This window comes from Nitratireductor sp. L15S-10, assembly GCF_045011005.1.
Classification (GTDB): Bacteria; Pseudomonadota; Alphaproteobacteria; order Rhizobiales; family Rhizobiaceae; genus Nitratireductor.
In genome coordinates, this window is record NZ_CP120675.1 from 198071 (window position 1) to 215974 (window position 17904).

The 17904-nt window shown below is 62.9% G+C and carries 15 protein-coding genes and 2 pseudogenes; 12 read left to right on the forward strand and 5 right to left on the reverse strand.

Annotation, left to right across the window (positions count from 1 at the left end):
• The first annotated feature begins 78 nt into the window (after window positions 1-78).
• Window positions 79-795, forward strand: a complete 717-nt coding sequence (locus tag P2W41_RS18985; protein ID WP_223006645.1) for a hypothetical protein — start codon at window positions 79-81, stop codon at window positions 793-795.
• Entirely contained in the window at window positions 792-1379 is a 588-nt protein-coding gene (locus P2W41_RS18990; RefSeq protein WP_223006644.1) for an RES family NAD+ phosphorylase, read from the forward strand. Before P2W41_RS18985 ends, P2W41_RS18990 begins: the two co-directional genes overlap by 4 nt.
• A gap of 77 nt (window positions 1380-1456) precedes the next feature.
• Here the strand turns inward: P2W41_RS18990 and dinB are convergent, their stop codons facing one another.
• From dinB to P2W41_RS19005, 3 genes and pseudogenes are all read right to left on the reverse strand, one after another.
• The gene (gene dinB, locus P2W41_RS18995) at window positions 1457-2497 is read right to left on the reverse strand and encodes a DNA polymerase IV (RefSeq protein ID WP_255606530.1); all 1041 of its coding nucleotides are present in this window, start codon (window positions 2495-2497) and stop codon (window positions 1457-1459) included.
• Window positions 2498-2616: 119 nt separating this feature from the next.
• Window positions 2617-3288 (reverse strand): SOS response-associated peptidase, encoded by a 672-nt coding sequence (locus tag P2W41_RS19000; protein WP_223006642.1) that lies wholly within the window; start codon window positions 3286-3288, stop codon window positions 2617-2619.
• A 14-nt stretch (window positions 3289-3302) separates the two neighbouring features.
• Window positions 3303-5373, reverse strand: a pseudogene (locus tag P2W41_RS19005) (ATP-dependent helicase).
• 191 nt (window positions 5374-5564) lie between these two features.
• Here P2W41_RS19005 and P2W41_RS19010 point away from each other — a divergent pair.
• The 5 genes from P2W41_RS19010 to P2W41_RS19030 all read left to right on the forward strand — a co-directional run bounded on the left by P2W41_RS19010 (window position 5565) and on the right by P2W41_RS19030 (window position 11754).
• Window positions 5565-6326 carry an ImuA family protein gene (locus tag P2W41_RS19010; RefSeq protein WP_223006641.1) on the forward strand — a complete coding sequence of 254 codons (762 nt, stop codon included), beginning with the start codon at window positions 5565-5567 and terminating at the stop codon, window positions 6324-6326.
• Window positions 6241-7764 carry a DNA polymerase Y family protein gene (locus tag P2W41_RS19015; RefSeq protein ID WP_223006640.1) on the forward strand — a complete coding sequence of 508 codons (1524 nt, stop codon included), beginning with the start codon at window positions 6241-6243 and terminating at the stop codon, window positions 7762-7764. The genes P2W41_RS19010 and P2W41_RS19015 overlap by 86 nt, the downstream gene beginning before the upstream one ends.
• Window positions 7761-11054, forward strand: coding sequence for an error-prone DNA polymerase (locus P2W41_RS19020; protein ID WP_223006639.1), 3294 nt, complete (start codon window positions 7761-7763; stop codon window positions 11052-11054). Before P2W41_RS19015 ends, P2W41_RS19020 begins: the two co-directional genes overlap by 4 nt.
• Before the next feature lie 29 nt (window positions 11055-11083).
• Window positions 11084-11383, forward strand: a complete 300-nt coding sequence (locus P2W41_RS19025; RefSeq protein WP_223006638.1) for a hypothetical protein — start codon at window positions 11084-11086, stop codon at window positions 11381-11383.
• Between the two features lie 215 nt (window positions 11384-11598).
• Entirely contained in the window at window positions 11599-11754 is a 156-nt protein-coding gene (locus P2W41_RS19030) for a hypothetical protein (protein ID WP_223006637.1), read from the forward strand.
• An 80-nt stretch (window positions 11755-11834) separates the two neighbouring features.
• Here P2W41_RS19030 and P2W41_RS19035 read toward each other — a convergent pair.
• A pseudogene (locus P2W41_RS19035) lies at window positions 11835-12961 on the reverse strand (cysteine desulfurase family protein).
• A gap of 993 nt (window positions 12962-13954) precedes the next feature.
• Here P2W41_RS19035 and P2W41_RS19040 point away from each other — a divergent pair.
• From P2W41_RS19040 to P2W41_RS19055, 4 genes are all read left to right on the forward strand, one after another.
• Entirely contained in the window at window positions 13955-14155 is a 201-nt protein-coding gene (locus P2W41_RS19040; RefSeq protein ID WP_404935024.1) for a TetR/AcrR family transcriptional regulator, read from the forward strand.
• Entirely contained in the window at window positions 14152-14511 is a 360-nt protein-coding gene (locus P2W41_RS19045; RefSeq protein WP_404935025.1) for a hypothetical protein, read from the forward strand. Before P2W41_RS19040 ends, P2W41_RS19045 begins: the two co-directional genes overlap by 4 nt.
• 93 nt (window positions 14512-14604) lie before the next feature.
• Window positions 14605-15216 (forward strand): class I SAM-dependent methyltransferase, encoded by a 612-nt coding sequence (locus tag P2W41_RS19050; RefSeq protein ID WP_223006635.1) that lies wholly within the window; start codon window positions 14605-14607, stop codon window positions 15214-15216.
• 654 nt (window positions 15217-15870) lie between these two features.
• Entirely contained in the window at window positions 15871-16257 is a 387-nt protein-coding gene (locus P2W41_RS19055; RefSeq protein ID WP_404935026.1) for a CBS domain-containing protein, read from the forward strand.
• Window positions 16258-16346: 89 nt separating this feature from the next.
• On the opposite strand, the gene P2W41_RS19060 is transcribed toward P2W41_RS19055, so the two are convergent.
• On the reverse strand, window positions 16347-17450 hold the full coding sequence (locus P2W41_RS19060; RefSeq protein ID WP_223006634.1) for a permease: 1104 nt from the start codon (window positions 17448-17450) through the stop codon (window positions 16347-16349).
• A 311-nt stretch (window positions 17451-17761) separates the two neighbouring features.
• On the opposite strand from P2W41_RS19060, the gene P2W41_RS19065 reads away from it, so the two are divergent.
• Window positions 17762-17890 carry a hypothetical protein gene (locus P2W41_RS19065; protein ID WP_255606511.1) on the forward strand — a complete coding sequence of 43 codons (129 nt, stop codon included), beginning with the start codon at window positions 17762-17764 and terminating at the stop codon, window positions 17888-17890.
• The last annotated feature ends 14 nt before the right edge of the window (window positions 17891-17904 follow it).

Sequence of the window (17904 nt, forward strand, 5' to 3'; positions counted from 1 at the left end):
TTTGCACGAATGAGACATACTAGACAAATGGCACAAAGGGGCCTATCTATGGCCTGAAACCCGCAAGGAGTGCCTCCTATGGTTAGGTCAAATGCTCAAACCGAGCGACTCGATCAAAACATCGCCGATCGTGTAGCCGCTAAGGTGTCGAACGCCCTCAAGACGGAGAAGGGCTTCGGCCCCGGTTCGCTGGCTTTGTCAGCCCTTATCGCTGGCGAAGTTGCTGAGGTTGTTGCCAGGCTGCCGGCTGAACAACGTCAGGAACTCAACGCGCACAGCGCTGAGCTCAAGCAGCGCATCCGCCGTGTGTTCGAGAGCTTCGGACGCGAACGATCCGGCAGAATCTCTCTGAGTGTTCCTGATGAAATAGAGCCCTCGAAAGGTGAAGGCCTTGGAGCCATGGTCACATCAGATCAGGGTCAGAAGGGCCTGGCTGCGATCGCCGTCCACCGGAAGCTTGAGGACTGGGCGGGACGCGTGGCTGGCGCCACGGAGCTTAGCCGAGAGTATGGAGTGGCGCGTTCGTCCCTCAACCGCTGGCAACACGAGGGCGACGTCATTGGGTTGCTCAAAGGGACCAGGAAACATGTCTATCCTCTCGAGCAGTTTATAGATGGTCGACCCGCGCGCGGTATTCGGGAGATCATGCAGCTTGCCAAAAGCGAGCGCACGGCCTGGCTCTGGCTGAGCCAAAGGAACCCCGTTCTAGCTGGCCGCAAACCTATCGATCTGCTGAAACAGGATCGTGTAGGTGAGGTTGTCGATGCCGCCGCGGCGTATTTCGCCGCCCAATGACCCTCGATCAACAGATCCTGCAGAGGCTGGTCGTTCGGGTTCGCGTCGATGACTACGTGCGCATCCTCGCCCGAGAGCATGCGGCGACTCCGCTTGGCATGGGGTTCGGCAAGACCCGCTTTTCAAGCCCGCGGGACAAATTCAAGCTGCTCTATCTGGCGCAGGACGTGAAAACGGCGGTCGCGGAGACCATTATCCGCGATCGCTTCGAAGGGAAATCCGAGCGCCTGCTCCTGCAGGAGGAGTTCGATCGATATTCCATCACCAGCGTCCGCAATGCCCGTCCGCTCTTCTTGCTCGATCTGCGGTTCGAAGGTGCCAGCCTGTTGGGTGTCTCGACGGACGCCGTTCGTGCGAAGGCACAGGCAGCGGGAAGGCGCTTCAGCCAGAAACTCTACGACCAAACAGACGTCGATGGAATCATCTACATGTCGCGCATCACCAACAAGCAATGCGTGGCCGTCTACGACCGCGCCGTCGAGACCAGTCTCGACGCCGACAGCCCGGCAGCCGATCTGCCCGAACTCGCCTGCCTTCCGTCCGTCGTCGAAGAACTTCACGTCACGGTCATAAAGAGACCGTGACTAGCGAGAGCCTGGATGCCCCGCCCTGGGTTGAGGCACACCCGAGGTCGGCCGGAGGTTGTGCTGGCTCTGCCCAATCAGAAAAGCGCCAATTGGTCTGGTGCCGCGCCGCTATCCCTGGCGTCCAATGACGACAGCGTCACGCCGAGCAGTCGAATGCCCTTCTCGAGGGGAAACAGGTCGGCGAGCATCGATTGCGAAACATCAATCATCTCGTCCGCGCCACCTATGAACCTCGGCAGCGTTCTGCTGCGGGTGATTTGCTGGAAATCGGCGAACTTCACCTTCAGCGTCACAGTGCGTCCGGTAATCTCCTTGGCCTCGCAATGCCGCCAGACTTTTTCGGCCAGCCGCACCAGTTCAGCGCGCGCCGAATCGAGGTCGAAGATGTCGGCCACGAAGGTATCTTCGGCGCCGACGGATTTCCGCGGGCGGTTGGGCTGAACGGGTCGTTCGTCGATCCCGCGCGCGATCCGGTAATACCAGCTCCCGGATTTCCCAAAGTGCTCCTGCAGGAAGGTCAGGGGCTTTTCTCGCAGGTCGGCACCGGTCTCGATGCCGAGCCGCTGCATCTTGGCAGCCGTCGCCGGTCCCACGCCGTGGAACTTCTTGACCGGCAGGTCGGCCACGAATTCGGGGCCCATTTTCGGGGTGATGACCGCTTGACCGTTCGGCTTGTTAAGATCGCTCGCCATCTTCGCCAGGAACTTGCAGTATGAGATCCCAGCCGAGGCGTTGAGGCCGGTCACCTCCTTGATGCGGGCGCGTATCATGGTTGCGATATCGGTGGCGACCGGCATGTTCTGCTTGTTCTCCGTGACGTCGAGATAGGCTTCATCGAGCGAGAGCGGCTCGATCAGGTCGGTGTGCTCGGCGAAGATCCGTTGGATTTGCGCCGACACTGCCCGATAGACGTCGAACCGGGGTTTGACGAAGATAAGGTCGGGACAGCGGCGCTTGGCCGTCACCGAAGGCAGCGCCGACCGCACACCGAAGGCGCGCGCCTCGTAGCTCGCGGCAGCCACCACGCCGCGCGCCGCCGATCCGCCGACCGCGACGGGCTTGCCTCTCAGTTCGGGATTGTCGCGTTGCTCCACCGAAGCATAGAAGGCGTCCATATCGACATGGATGATCTTTCGAACCGGAAGATCTTGGGCCTTCGGTTCGCTGACACCATCATCGGCATGCCTGTCTCCGGTGATCGTGAGCATTCGCCCGTCCGCCTCGGTCTCACCGCCTAAAGAAGAAGCTCGTCGTCGTGTTTTACGGGCGGCTCGACCACGACGAGTATGTTGCCGGGCAGGGGCCGCTGCAGGTGCTTGACTGCGTCCCACTCGCCGGTCAGCCAGAGGTCGACCTCTTCCGGCGTGGTCAGGATCGCCGGCATGGCCTTTTGATGGATCGGGCTGACGATCTCGTTCGGCGAAGTCGTGAGGAACCCGAACAGCTCGAATTCGCGCTCGCCGTCACGAACCTTTCTGACGCCCTTCCATGGTGTCCAGAATCCCGCAAAGAACATGAGCGGCCGGTCGGCATTGCGAGCGAACCAGGCATTGGGAACGCGGCCACCCGGAACCTTGCTGGCCGGATCGGGCTCGGCGAAAGAGGTGAACGGCACGACGCATCGGCTGGTCGGGCCGAGCCAGCGTCGCCAGTGAGGCGAGTTGACGTTCCTGATGTTGGTGACGCCGGGATCGTAATTGCCCTTGATATAGGCTGGAGGCGTGGGCATGCCCCAGGTGGCGCTCGCGATCTCGCGCTTGCCGTCGGCGCCGACACGAACGATGGGCGCCAGGGTGTTCGGATAGACGTCCAGTGACGGTTCGTTCCAACCTGCCTTGTCGGCAAAAGCCTTGGTGAATTCCATCACGGCGTCGCGCGTCGTCGTGAGATTATAAAGATTGCACATTCTCCCTCTTCCTTTTATCGCCACATGCCGCGCATCCTCGCGCCGACATCGAGGCGAACCTGCCGTGGGCCGACATGCGGCCCCTGTCCGGGGGCAACGACGGGCCAGGCACGGCATTCGAACAATTCCAATAGACTAGCGGGAATGAACCGCGTTCGCGAGGCATAGACATGCCGGTCGCCCGTCGCGGATTGGCCATGGGTGAAGAAGCGCTGCGGGACGAGGAGGTTGAGACTGTCCTTTGCCCGCGTCATGGCGACATAGAGCAAGCGCCGTTCCTCCTCGATCTCGTCGGACGTTCCGACGCCGAGATCGGAAGGAATACACCCGTCCACCGTGTTGAGCACGAAGACCGAGCGCCATTCCTGGCCCTTGGCCGAATGGATGGTCGAAAGGATCAGATAGTCCTCGTCGAGCAGCGGCACACCCGCCTGTCCGGACGTGGCGTCCGGAGGATCGAGGGTAAGCTCAGTGAGGAAGCGCTCGCGGGAGGGATAGCCGCCGGCGATCTCCTCGAGCTTGGAGCAGATCGGCCCGCCGCATCTCGAAATCCTCATGGATGCGTTCAAGATGCGGTTCGTACCAGGCGCGGACCTGTCCGATCTCGGCCGGCCAGCCTGACGATCCGGATCGTAGCCCGCCGAGCAGCTCGATGAGGCCCGGCCAGTCGGTCTGGGCACGGGGAGGGCAGGGGAGGTTATCAAGTGTGTCGATCGGTTCAGTGCTCTCGGCAACGGCGTCGAGAGCGGTCTGTGCCGTCGCCGGCCCGACGCCGGGCAGCAGCTGCATCAATCGGAAGCCGGCCACGCGGTCGCGCATGTTCTGGGCAAAGCGCAGCGCGGCCAGCATGTCCTTGACATGGGCGCTGTCGAGGAATTTGAGCCCGCCGAATTTGACGAACGGGATGTTGCGGCGGGTGAGCTCCACCTCGAGCGGACCGCTATGGTGGCTTGCCCGGAAGAGCACGGCCTGATCCTTGAGCCGCATGCCGGTCTCGCGGTTCTCCAGCACCGCGTCGGCCACGAATCTCGCTTGGTCGGCCTCGTCGCGAACGGTCACGAGACACGGTCGTTCGTTCGAAGCGCGGTCGGTCCAGAGGTTCTTGGTGAACCGCTCGCGCGCAAGGCCGATCACGCCATTGGCGGCAGCAAGGATCGGCTGGGTGGAGCGATAATTCCGTTCGAGCGTGATGATTTCGGCGGCCGGCGAGAATTCCTTCGGGAAATCGAGGATGTTCCTGACCGTGGCCGCGCGGAAGGAATAGATCGCCTGGGCGTCGTCGCCGACGACGGTGAGGCCCCGTCCGCCGGGTTTGAGGCCGGTCAGGATCGTCGCTTGCAGGCGGTTGGTGTCCTGATACTCGTCGACCAGAACGTGATCCCAGCGGCCGCCGATCTCGTCGGCCAGCGCCGCGTCGCTCATGGTCTGGGCCCAGTAAAGCAGCAGATCGTCGTAATCGAGCACGTTCTGGACCTGCTTGGCCTCGACATAGGATGCGAAGAGCTCGCGCAGTTGCATTTCCCAACCGGCGCACCAGGGATAGTTGGCGCGCAGGATATCCTCGAGCGGCGCCTGGGCATTGACCGTGCGCGAATAAATGGAAAGGCAGGTCCCCTTCGCCGGAAACCGGCTTTCCATCCTTGAGAAGCCGAGTTCGTGCCGGATGAGGTTCAAAAGGTCCGCCGAGTCCTCGCGGTCATGGATGGTGAACTGCGGATCGAGCCCCAGCTCGACGGCGTATTCGCGCAGGATGCGCGCGCCGATCCCATGGAATGTGCCCGACCAGGCGAGCGCGTCAGTCAGGATGCCGGCCTTGTCGCCGAGCACTCTGGCGCAGATGCGCTCCACGCGCTTTCCCATTTCGGCAGCCGCGCGGCGGGAGAAGGTCATGAGCAGGATGCGGCGCGGATCAGCCCCGGAAATGATCAGCTGCGCCACGCGATGGGCCAGCGTGTTGGTCTTGCCCGAGCCCGCACCCGCAATGATCAGCAGCGGGCCGCCCACCTGGCCATCGGGCAGGCCGATGCCGTGAATGACCGCGGCGCGTTGACCGTCGTTCAATTTTTCCAGATGCGCCGCATTCATTCCGTCCCGCTCCTATCGCCCTGCGAATCAACGACAATCGGCCAATACTGCGCCGTTGCTGCCGTCTCGTCCCCATCCGCACCGGAAAGACTCATCGCGGAGTCTGATTGACTCATTATCGGAAACGGAACAAATAATGAACATAACAGCGCCTTGAGGCGTTGCAAAGCCCTCAGGAGAACTGGACTTACATGGCCGATCGCGCGGCAAACGCTGTCATTGCTGAGCTCCAGGAGCGCATTGCGCACCTGGACAGCGGTGCCGGCCGTGCGCGCGAGGTCCTGCCCTTCGGCGTCGCCGAGATCGACCGGCGGCTTCCGGGAGGAGGTCTGGGGTTGGGATGCCTGCATGAGGTGGCCGGAGGCGGGAATGGCGCCGTGGACGGCGCGGCCGCCGCGCTGTTCGCGGCGGGGATCGCCGCGCGTACAAAAGGCAAAGTCCTCTGGATCGTAACCCGACCCGATCTTTTTGCCCCGGCGATCGCCCAGGCAGGTCTGCCGCCCGACAGCGTGATCCATGTCGAGGCCGGTGATGAAAAGGCGTTGCTCGCCTGCTTTGAGGAAGGGCTGCGCCATGGCGGACTCGGGGCCGTGGTCGCCGAAACCGCCCGCCTTTCAATGACCGCATCCCGCCGGCTGCAGCTTGCGGCGGAAGGCTCGAACACGATCGGTCTCGCCGTCCGGCGCTGGCGGCGTCAGACCGAGGCGGGGGATTTCGGGCAGCCCACGGCCAGCGTCACGCGCTGGCGGGTTTCCGTTCTCCCCTCTGCACCGCTGCCAGTTCCCGGTCTCGGGCGGGCCCGCTGGCTGGTCGAGCTGATCCGGTGCCGGGCCGGGGAAAGTGCTGATTTCGAAGTGGAGGCCTGCGATGCCCAGGGTCGTATCGCTCTTCCTTCCAAGGTGGCCTACGGATCGCCTCAGAAGGACGTCGGACGGCGCGTCGCTTCCGGCTGAGGCGCCGCTCGTCCTTGTCGGCCGCACCGGCCGGCGCCGGCTGATCACCGCTCTTGACGCCAATGCGCAGGCCCTGGGCGTTAGCGTCGGCATGGCCGTCACCAAGGCGCAGGCGCTGGTGCCCGGTCTCGTCGTCCTCGATGCCGACCCCGCGGCCGACGCCGAAGGGCTCGACAGACTCGCGCTCTGGGCGTTGCAGCGCATCTCGCCCGTGGTGGCACCCGATCCGCCGGACGGGCTGGTGATCGACACAACCGGCGCCGATCATCTCCATGGCGGCGAGGCCGCCATGCTCACTTCGATCGTCCAGCGCTTCGCGGCCTCCGGCGTCGAGGCGCGGGCGGCGATTGCCGATACATGGGGTGCGGCCCATGCCGCGGCACGCTTCCTGCGCCGCTACACATCTGTCATTGCGCCCGGCGAGACAGAAGCGATGCTCCGGCTGTTGCCGCTGGCAGCGCTGCGGCTCGAGCCCGACACGGTTGCCGGGCTACGCACCCTCGGCTTCGAGACAATCGGAGACCTGATGGCGCAACCGCGGGCGCCGCTTGCCTTGCGCTTTGGCCCCGAGATCAGCCGCCGGCTCGACCAGGCGCTGGGACGCCTCGCCGAACCCGTCGATCCGGTTCGTTCGCCCGAGCTGGTCGAGGTGCGCCGTGTCTTCGGAGAGCCGATCGGCGCGGCCGAAACCATCGCCCGCTATACGGCCAGGCTCGCCGAAGCCCTTTGCATAGAGCTGGAAAAGCGTGGGCTCGGCGCCCGCCGGCTCGATCTGCTGTTCCATCGCGTCGACAACACCAAGCAGTTCATCCGCGTTGGCACGGCCCAGCCGGTGCGCGATCCAAGGCGCCTGACCCGTCTCCTCTGCGACAGGATCGAAACCGTCGATCCAGGCTTCGGCATCGAGATCATGGTGCTGGCCGCGGTTCAATCCGAACCGCTCAAGGACAAGCAGACGATTTCCTCGCTCGTCGAGGAGCCCGAGCCGGATCTCTCGGATCTGGTCGACGTGCTTGCCAATCGCGTCGGTGAGAACAGGCTCTACCGGTTCAAGCCGGTGCAGAGCGATGTGCCGGAGCGCGCAGTCACGCGAGTGCCGGCGCTTGCGCCGGAGAGCGGCGCCACCTGGGAGGGGGATTGGCCACGCCCGCCGCGGCTGCTCGCCCGGCCCGAACCGATCGAGACGATGGCGCTGCTGCCCGACAATCCACCTGTCTGGTTTACCTGGCGCGGCGTGCGCCGGCGCGTGCGGCGTGCCGACGGGCCCGAGCGCATTCGCGGCGAGTGGTGGAAACGCGACGCCGAGATGTCGACGGTTCGCGACTATTTCCGCGTTGAGGACGAAGCCGGCGAGCGCTACTGGCTGTTCCGCTCCGGCGACGGTGAACGTGGTGAGAGCGGGTCCCAGAAATGGTTCCTGCACGGGATTTTCGCATGACCGGGCCGCGCTACGCCGAGCTGCAAGTGACCAGCCATTTCTCGTTCCTGCGCGGGGCGAGCAGCTGTGAGGAGCTGTTCGCCCAGGCCGCCCTGATGGGCATCGAGGCGCTCGGCATTGTCGACCGCAACTCACTGGCGGGAATCGTCCGGGCATTCGAGGCGGCCAGAACCACCGGCGTCCGCCTCGTCGTCGGCTGCCGGCTCGATCTCGCCGACGGCATATCGGTCCTGGTCTATCCGACCGATCGGCCCGCCTATGCGCGGCTTTGCCGCCTGCTCTCGCTGGGCAAGAAGCGCGCCGGCAAGGGCAAATGCCATCTCGAATGGGCGGATCTCGTCGCCTATGGCGAGGGCCTGATCGCCGTGCTCGTTCCCGACATCGCGGACGAGACCTGCGCGCTGCAATTGCGACGCCTGCGGGAAACCTTCGGTGACCGCGCCTATCTGGCCCTGACGCTGCGGCGGCGGCCCAATGACCAGATGCGCCTCTGGGAACTGTCGAACCTGGCGGTGCAGGCGCGGGTGCCCACCGTCGTCACCAATGACGTGCTCTTCCACGAACCCGGCCGGCAGCTCATGCAGGACGTGGTGACCGCCATCCGGCACAATGTCACCATCGACGAGCTCGGGCATCGCCGCGAGCGGTTTGCCGACCGCTACCTGAAGCCACCCGAAGAGATGCATCGGCTGTTCGACCGCTATCCCGAAGCCCTCGCCCGGACCATCGAGATCATGGACCGGTGCAGGTTTTCGCTCGACGAGCTGGCCTATCAATATCCGGAAGAAAAGCTCTATCCGGAGCTGACACCCCAGCAGGCCCTCGAAAAACTCACCTGGGAGGGCGTGCCCGAGCGCTATCCGGAGGGTCTGCCCGACAAGGTGCGCGCCAATCTCCAACACGAGCTCCGCCTGATCGAGAAGCTGAACTATGCGCCCTATTTCCTGACCGTGAACGCCATCGTGCGCTTCGCCCGCTCGAAGGGAATTTTGTGCCAGGGCCGGGGATCGGCGGCGAATTCGGCTGTCTGCTTCGTGCTCGGCGTCACCTCGGTCGATCCCGACCGCAACGATCTTCTCTTCGAACGCTTCGTCTCCGAGGAACGGCGCGAGCCGCCCGATATCGACGTCGATTTCGAGCATGAGCGGCGCGAGGAGGTCATTCAGTGGGTCTATGAAACCTACGGCCGCGAGCGGGCCGCGCTCTGCTCCACCGTCATCCGCTATCGCGCCAAGGGCGCGCTGCGCGATGTCGGAAAGGCACTCGGCCTGCCCGAGGATCTGACCATGACCCTGTCCTCGCAGGTCTGGGGCTGGTCTGAAGGCGTGGAGCAAAAGCACGCCGAGGGTCTCAACCTCAACATGAGCGATCGCCGGCTCCGGCTGGCGCTCGAACTCGCACACCAGCTTGTCGGCACGCCGCGCCATCTCTCGCAGCACCCGGGCGGCTTCGTTCTGACCCGTGACCGGCTCGATGAGCTCGTGCCGATCGAGCCGGCTGCCATGGAGGACCGCCAGGTCATCGAGTGGGACAAGGACGACATCGATGTGCTCAAGTTCATGAAGGTCGATGTGTTGGCGCTCGGTATGCTCTCCTGCATGCGCCGCGCCTTCGACCTTTTGGCCGAACACAAGGACATCAGGCTCGATCTCGCCTCCATCCCGGCCGAGGATCCGCGCACCTATGCGATGATCCGCAAGGCGGACACGCTCGGCACCTTCCAGATCGAGTCCCGCGCCCAGATGGCGATGCTGCCGCGCATCAAGCCGAGAACCTTCTACGACCTCGTGATCGAAGTCGCGATCGTGCGGCCGGGTCCGATCCAGGGCGACATGGTCCATCCCTATCTGCGCCGCCGCGAGGGCAAGGAGGATGTGACCTACCCAAAACCCGAGCTCGAGGCCGTGCTCGGCAAGACGCTCGGCGTGCCGCTGTTTCAGGAGCAGGCCATGCGCGTCGCCATCGAATGCGCCGGCTTCACAGCCAACGAGGCCGATCAGCTGCGCCGCGCCATGGCGACGTTCAAACACACCGGCGGCGTCTCGAAATTCGGGGAGAAGCTGATCGAGGGGATGGTCGCAAACGGCTATGATCGCGATTTCGCCGAACGCACTTTCAAGCAGCTCGAAGGCTTCGGGTCCTATGGCTTTCCCGAGAGCCATGCCGCGAGCTTCGCCCTGATCGCCTATGCCTCATCCTGGATGAAATGCTGGCATCCGGAAGTCTTCTGCTGCGCGCTCCTCAACGCCCAGCCCATGGGCTTTTATGCCCCGGCCCAGATCGTGCGCGACGCGCGCGAGCATGGCGTCGAAATCCGGCCGGTCTGCGTCAACAGCTCACGCTGGGACTGTACGCTCGAGGCGATCGGCGAGGACGGCGATTTCGCCGTCCGGCTCGGCCTGCGCATGGTCAAGGGGCTGGGCAATGCGGAAGCCGCGCGCCTTGTCTCCTGCCGGGAACATCTGCCGTTTGCCTCGGTCGACGACCTCTGGCGCCGCGCCGGCATTCCCGCCGCGGCCCTGGTCGAGCTGGCAGAGGCCGACGCCTTCAGGTCCGCGCTCGGCCTTGCGCGGCGCGAGGCGCTCTGGGCCATCAAGGCGCTGCGCGACGAGCCGCTGCCGCTCTTTGCCGCCGCCGCGGCGCGCGAAGCCGGTATCGTGCCCGAGCAGATCGAACCGACAGTGTCGCTGCGCCCCATGGCGGCCGGAAGGGAGGTGGTGGAGGATTACAGCCATACCGGGCTTACCCTTCGGCAGCACCCCGTATCCTTCCTCCGCGCAGACCTGTCCCGCCGGCGCATCATGACCTGCGCCGAGGCCGTCGCATCCCGCGATCGCCGCTGGGTTCATGTGGCAGGTCTTGTGCTCGTCCGCCAGCGGCCCGGTTCGGCCAAGGGCGTCATGTTCATAACGCTCGAGGACGAAACCGCGGTCGCCAATCTCGTGGTCTGGACCAAGGTGTTTGAGAAGTACCGGCGCGTCGTGCTCGGGTCCGGCATGCTCGGCGTCAAGGGCCGCATCCAGCGCGAAGGCGACGTGGTGCACATCGTGGCGCAGGAGATCTCCGATCTCTCCGCCGAGCTGGCCAGCATCGGTGCGCGGGAGGTGGGATTTCCGGTGCCGCATGGGCGCGGCGATGAGGTCCATCACGGCTCGCCCATGCCCGATCCGCGGGGAGAGCCGAAGGCGAGGAACTTGGTCGATCCCTTATGCCGTATTCGGCATAAGCGCTCTGATCCCGAGCCGGAGACTATGCCGACTAAGCTGCCTAGGCCACGGGACTTTCGATAAGAACGGCCGCGCGCGCTCGCAATCGCATTTTGCCCTACAGCCGCCAGCTTTGGCGACGATTGGACGGGTGGATCTTTCGAGGCAATGTCGATGCCTACATCACTCGAACGCGGGCTTCCGGCTATCGAACGCAAACAGTCTACCGAGCCACGAGGGCGCCGGGCTACGCCCACCGGCTCATTGATCATCATTACGACGGGAATGACGTTTTTCGCAAGACGGTCTTCAGTTCCTTGAGCTACCGGAGAAAGATCGGCAAGCTGCAAAACGGAGAAGGCAATCGCTTCAAGCCCGGCGACGAACTGCTGGCAATCTTGAATGCTCTTTGATTTCTAAATGTCGGCGCCGGACAGCGACCTGCCCCGCACTCGATCCTCCGGCGAGGTTGCTCGCGGTAGGCGATCCCTCTCAGGCCGAGGGTCGGCAAGTTTGATCCATCCTCGACGGGCCACCCACGGAGCGGCCCCAGCGCCGATATCGGAGATGCCGGTGACCTATGCAGGCAGTTCACGACCCTTGGCGCTGCTTCCTTCAAAAGCCTCAAATGGCCATTGACGATCGCCGGTTCATAGCCTGGAGCGTCGATCCTTATGTCATCGTCTTCCCCCTGGTCCTGCTCCTCAATGGAGATCAGAAGATTGCGAATCAACTCCATGTCTCTTTTCATTTGCCACCCATCCAGTTCGTCGACATCGTGTAGCACCTCCTGCTGGAAACTCTGGTGCCAAGCCGGAATTTGCCGTTCATGCTCCTAGTTCCCGAAAGTCGTCCAAGAAGTCGTCACGAAGGCAGATTGGCGGTGACCAGGTCCACCACGGAATCGATTTCAGCCTCGGTGGTCGCCCGTCCGAGACTGAAGCGGACGGCGCCCATTCCGATCTTTTCTGGTACCCCCATGGCCGCGAGCACAGGAGATAGCTCGACCCGGCCGGAGTGGCAGGCTGCGCCGGTCGATGCGGCGACCCCGTCGAGTGTTGCCAAAACGTCGGTACCGATCAGGCCGGCAAAGGAGACGTTCAGGGTGTTTGGCAAGCGATGCTCCGCATGGCCGTTGAGCACGACCCGATCACCAAGGTGCTCCTGTAGTCCCTGCCACAGGCGGTCACGCAGCACCTGAACACGCGCCATCGGCGCGGGGTTCTGAGCCAGGATACAGGCCCGGCCAAGGCCGCAGGCAAGCAACGCACTTTCGGTGCCCGCGCGCCGGCCTTGCTCGTGACCAGCGCCATGAATCAGCGGCTCCAGATCAAGTCCCGGCGGATATAGAGTGCCCCGACGCCCTTGGGCGCGTAGAGCTTGTGGCCGGCGATGGCGAGCAGATCGACGCCGAGCGTTTCAATCTTCGTTGGAATCTTCCCGACTGACTGCGCCGCATCCGTGTGAAACCGAACCCCATGCTCCCGCGCAATAACCCCGATCTCCTCGATCGGCTGGACCGTGCCGACCTCATTGTTCGCGTGCATGACGCTGACCAGAACGGTGCGCCGGTTGATCGCTCGGCGTACATCTTCAGGAGCGACGCGGCCCGTCCTGTCTACAGGCAAATAGGTAACTGTGGCGCCGAGCCGCTCGAGAAAGCGGCAGGGCGCGAGAACGGCGGGATGCTCGATCGCCGTGGTGATGATGTGGTTGCCTTTGTCGCTCAGGGCAAAATACGTGCCCTTGATGGCAAGGTTGTTGGCCTCGCTGCCGCCGCTTGTGAACACGATCTCATCGGTTTCACAAGCAAGTAGCGCCGCAACCTGGCTGCGGGCCTTATCCAGTGCAGCCTTCGCCGGTGCGCTTGCCCAGTGTCCGCTCGAAGGATTGCCGAAGCCCTTGTCGAGGAGCGGCCGCATTGCCGCTGCGACCGCCGGATCGATCGGCGTGCTCGCATTGTAGTCGAGATAGATCGGACCCGTTCTCATCACCGCCCCGACATGAGGTACTTCACCAACGCGGCGATCCCCAGAACAAGCAGGATCAGCACGAGAAGACCAATCAGGCCCATGCCCCAGCCCATTCCCTGCATTCCGTCCATCATCATTGCTTACTTCTCCATTGAGCGAGTTTGAACATCAGCGCCTTGTCGGCCGCCACCACAGGCACCGGCAGTTCGTCGATCTCCCTTCCTACTCCGCCCTCCCTTGTAGTCCGGCGCCTTGCGCGCTCGTGAGCCCGCGCATAAAAACGGCGGCGACGAGGCCGGAGAGAAACGTCAGTGCGGCGATGGAGAAAATCGCGGACGAGAGGCCAAAGCGATCGGCGATGAGACCGGCCGATCAGGAAGTCCAGGCGGTCATCGCATTCATCAAGGGCACCTGGCCCGACCGCAAGCGCGCCTACAGGGCGGAACTGAGCCGGCGGGAGCAGACGAAATGAAGGCTGCGCAAATTCATTAAGCGACAGATCTGGCCGTATTTGCCAACCTCGGAGGAGCATCGCTAAATGTCGAAATGACTTGAAGGTTCGAAAGGCTCTTCTCCCAGCAAGATTGGATGTGGAGCTCAGATGTTTCTTGCGGTTCGTTGCTTGTCATCAGCTTTTTGATCTGGGCTTCGGCGTGCCAGCGTCCTCGCGCTCGCAGTGAGGGCAGATCATCCTGTACGCCTTTTCGACAACTCCGCCACGTCCCGCTGTGCGGTCCAAGCACTCCAACGCGGACAGAAGGTGCTCCGCAACCTCCAGCTTTCCCTGATCGTGCGCAACCTTGAAGGCGGCCAGTATCGAACTATCGAGACTGCGGTCGGGCTTCGAGATCGTAGCCATAGGGGAAGTGTGCACCTTCCAGCTGGGGGAAGGTCAAGTTTTTCGTCTCGGCAACAGAATGATCCACGAATCCCCGCCGACAATTCCTGCCGCCCTTGACCCCGAACCTCTGGCGATAATACCGTCCAGACGGAATTCAATTGGCTGCAGGCATGGGACGCAGGCCGATCACCTCTCGCGACGTGTTGCTGGACTCGGCTGAGGCCGTGGTGCTCGAGGAAGGCGTGGCGCATCTTATCCTTGATGCGGTCTCGGCGAAGGCTGGAGTGAGCAAAGGCGGGCTGCTGTATTCGCTCCCTATCAAGGAGGCCTGGTGCAGCGGCTGTGCGACCGTTTCGAAGTGGCGCAGTTGACGATCAGGTCCGAGCGCTCCACGCCGGCTGATAGACTTAAGGCTTATGTCATCGCCACCTTCACCGAGGACGACACGACCCGCGACGTCGCCGCCGGTCTTCTCGCGGTGGCTGCCAACGACTTGGGGCTGCTCAAGGATGTACACGAGCACCAGCGGCCCGACCTGGATGGTCTCGTCCAGAGCAGCGGAACCCAAGCGCGCGGCCGTGGTGTGGCTGGTGACGATCGGAATATGGCTGCTGGAATTCTGAAGACTTCGCCGCTCGCGGCGGACAGGCGCCAGAAGGTTCTGGAGGAACTGCTCAGGCTTGCCAACGGGATCGGAGACGAGCAGCAAGCGCCGCCGCAGTCCTGAGCAGCTGGGCCGCCCGGGAGCCACCGCCTTGGAATGCTGTGATCTCGGCTGAGGAACACGCCCACGCGGAAATCAAGACCTAGGGAGTGAAAGATGAGTTTCTATCACGACCACATTCTGCCGCATCTTATCAATCTTTCGATGCGCAACCGCTATCTTGTACCTTATCGCGAGCGGGTGCTCTCCGCGGCCGAGGGTCGAGTCCTGGAGATCGGAATCGGCTCTGGCTTGAACCTGCCATTTTACGGTCCGAAGGTGCAGGATGTCATGGGCCTCGAGCCTTCTGCCCGGCTCCTCGAGATGGCCCGCAGGGCCGCCGATAGCTCGGCGTTTGAGGTGAACTTCGTCGAGGGATCCGCCGAAGCGATCCCGCTCGACAACCGAAGCGTCGACACCGTCGTGACGACCTGGACGCTGTGCACGGTACCCGCCGCCATGCAGGCACTGCACGACATGCGCCGTGTGCTCAGGCCTGGCGGACAGCTGCTGTTCGTGGAGCACGGCCTCTCGCCCGATGCCGGCGTGCGCATCTGGCAGAACAGACTGACCCCGGTCTGGAAGCGAATCGGCGGCGGCTGCTATCTCAATCGGCCGATCCAGTCTCTGATCGAGATGGCCGGCTTCCGCATGGACCGGATGGAGACCGGATACGCGAAAGGCCCGAAACCAATGGCCTTCATGTACGAAGGCCGCGCCCGACCGTAGCGTGAGTCGGCAGATTGAGTCCATGAAGCGGCGAGGAAGCCAACGCCATCCTTCCGCTGTTTTGGACTGCAACACAGATACGCCGATACCGCCAGCAGTTCGAGATTTTCAGCGACAAGTTGAAGCGCTTGATCGGCGGATGCCAGCGACCTGTAGACCTCGCCCAGGCGTGCCTTTCGAACGAGTTGCGGCCCCGCTCGATCTTGCGCAGCGCATTAGCAGGGAGCGGGGTCGGATGCTCCAAGTTGCTCATATACTTAGCTATAAATTGGCAAATAACAGAGACGAGCACCAAGGTCATATATGATGTCTTTATAGCTGCCGATGCATGATGGCTTAGGAGTGATCGCGACCACTTCTCCAGTCGGCCTGTCGCGACAAACTCGCGCCTGGCCCGAAGCGGAAGCATTCTGGTCCGCTTAGCTGGTCGATCCGACTTCGGGATCTCTGCGGAAGAGCCTCGATCACTGCCCGGTCCGGTGAGAAGTGAGAGTGTTGGTGTCGATTGGAACCTTGGGTTCGGAGATGGGTTTCGATGACGATGACAAGGTCTGCCATTCAGGCGGAGCATTTTCGACGAGCAACAGGAAAAGCGCGATGCAAGTGCAAGACGTAATGACAAGCAATCCGGCCTGCTGTGGCCCGGATACATCGATGAAAGAGGCAGCCAAGCTCATGGCAGAGCATGATTGCGGCGAACTTCCCGTGGTCGACGACGAGGGTCGACCCATCGGTGTGGTAACGGATCGAGACATGGCTTGTCGCGGTGTCGCCGAAGACAAGAATCCTTCGACGCCGGTACGCGAGGTGATGTCATCTCCGGCCGTGACAGCCACGCCCGACATGGATCTCGATGATTGCTGCAGCACCCTTGAGGAAAATCAGATCAGGCGTGTACCGGTGGTGGACGAAAAAGGTGCCTGCTGCGGCATGGTCTCGCAGGCCGATATAGCGCTGCATGGTTCGGAGCATGAGACGGCCCAGCTTGTCCGAGATGTTTCGAAGCCGAGTTCCGAACCTTCACGGGCAGGCTGCTGCTGAGGCCTCGTTCACGAATACAGTGCGCAAGCTCGGAACGACCGAACGACGGAATCGCAGCTGATCGCGCAGATGAACTTTTGTGATCCTGCTCACAGGTCAGGGTGCCGACGATTGCGCCACCATTCCCATAGCAGCGCGCCTGACACTGCGATTGCCGCCAGATTCAGGAAGAAGACATAGTCGATGCGGAACTGCGCGAGTTGCTGCACGGCGCCGGCCTGTGGCTCGGGAATGAGACCAAGAAGCCAGAACAGTGTGTGCATTATGATACCTGCGCCGATGGCCGAAGCGGTGAAGATCGCCCCCAGGTAGGCCGCGAAGCGCCAGCCGTAGTAGGTCGTGTTGATCCGTAGCGACGGGATCACGACAAAGTCGGCATACAAGAAGGCGATGATACCGGCGAACAGAACCCCGTTTTCCCACAGCACCGCGGCGAGCGGACCGTTTCCCATAGAGCCGATGATCGTCAGCAGCGCCAACACCGGTCCGAGGAACGCGTGGACGACAATAAGCAAGACGGGCGTCAGCCCCTGCGGGAAAATCGCCTGAAAGACCGCGTCGGGGACGAGCACGGCAACTGCGCCGGCAACGAGGAACCCGAACAAAAGGTCTTTCCAGACCATGTTCCATTCGCGCACATAGGTCGTGCCAATGCGGCGCCAAGCCTTTCCGCTTGCCAGCTTCTCGCGCCAAGGGCGCGGCAGTCCCTCCGAGGGGTCACCCATTCCCTCCATCGACGACTTGGAAGCGTCTTGCCGGGCACGCTCCACCATCTCTTTTGGATAGGTAAGGCGCACTGCGGCCGCCATCACCAAAACGTGCGCGATGGAGCCAACAACCACGGCCAGCGCAAACTGCCAGCCAAGGAAGATCCAGGCGAGCGCTGCCACTTGGGGCGACAGGTTGGTGGCGCCGAACAGAAAGGCCATCATCGGGATCAGTGCTGCTCCCTTTGCCAGGAGAGCACGTCCGGCCGAGAGCGCCGCGAAAGAACAGGATGAAGATGCTGGCCCTAAAACCATCGCGAGGGAGGTCTCCTTAAGGCCAGGGCGCCCGAGGTGTCTGGCGACCACTTCACGTGGCACCAGCACCTGGATGAGCGACGAAAAGGCATAGCCGAACGCCAGCGCCCAGAACGCCTTCCAGAAAAGGCCAGCGCTGACATAAAGTGACGTGCCGATCTGCTCGATCATAGTGCTTCCTGAGAGGTAGCAGTCGCCGGGTTCCTCACCCAACGTGCGGGATGCTATGCCGTTCCCCCGACTTGTTTTCTACCGCTAGCGCGCTCGCAAGGATCCGCCGAGAGACGGGAGCAGTCGGCGGTCGTGCCCATCCGGAATTGGAACCATGTCGGAACGCGTCGGTTTCATTTAGAATTTAGCCGCGGAACCGTCGCGGGGAAGTAGAGAGTTTCGGAGGTCGAGTCCGGGAATCCGGGCACAGTTCAGCGCCGGCATGCGCTTGGTGATCTGGAACGGCTGGAGATCAGACGGAGAGCGCAACCATGATGATGGAGTGCATGGGTATCGAGGGCGCGGGCTGGATCATGGCCGGCGTAGGCTTATTCTGGATTCTGCTCCTGGCGCTGATCGTTCTCGCGATGGTTGCGCTCGTGAAATATGTGAGAAGCTGAGGCTTATTGTTTGC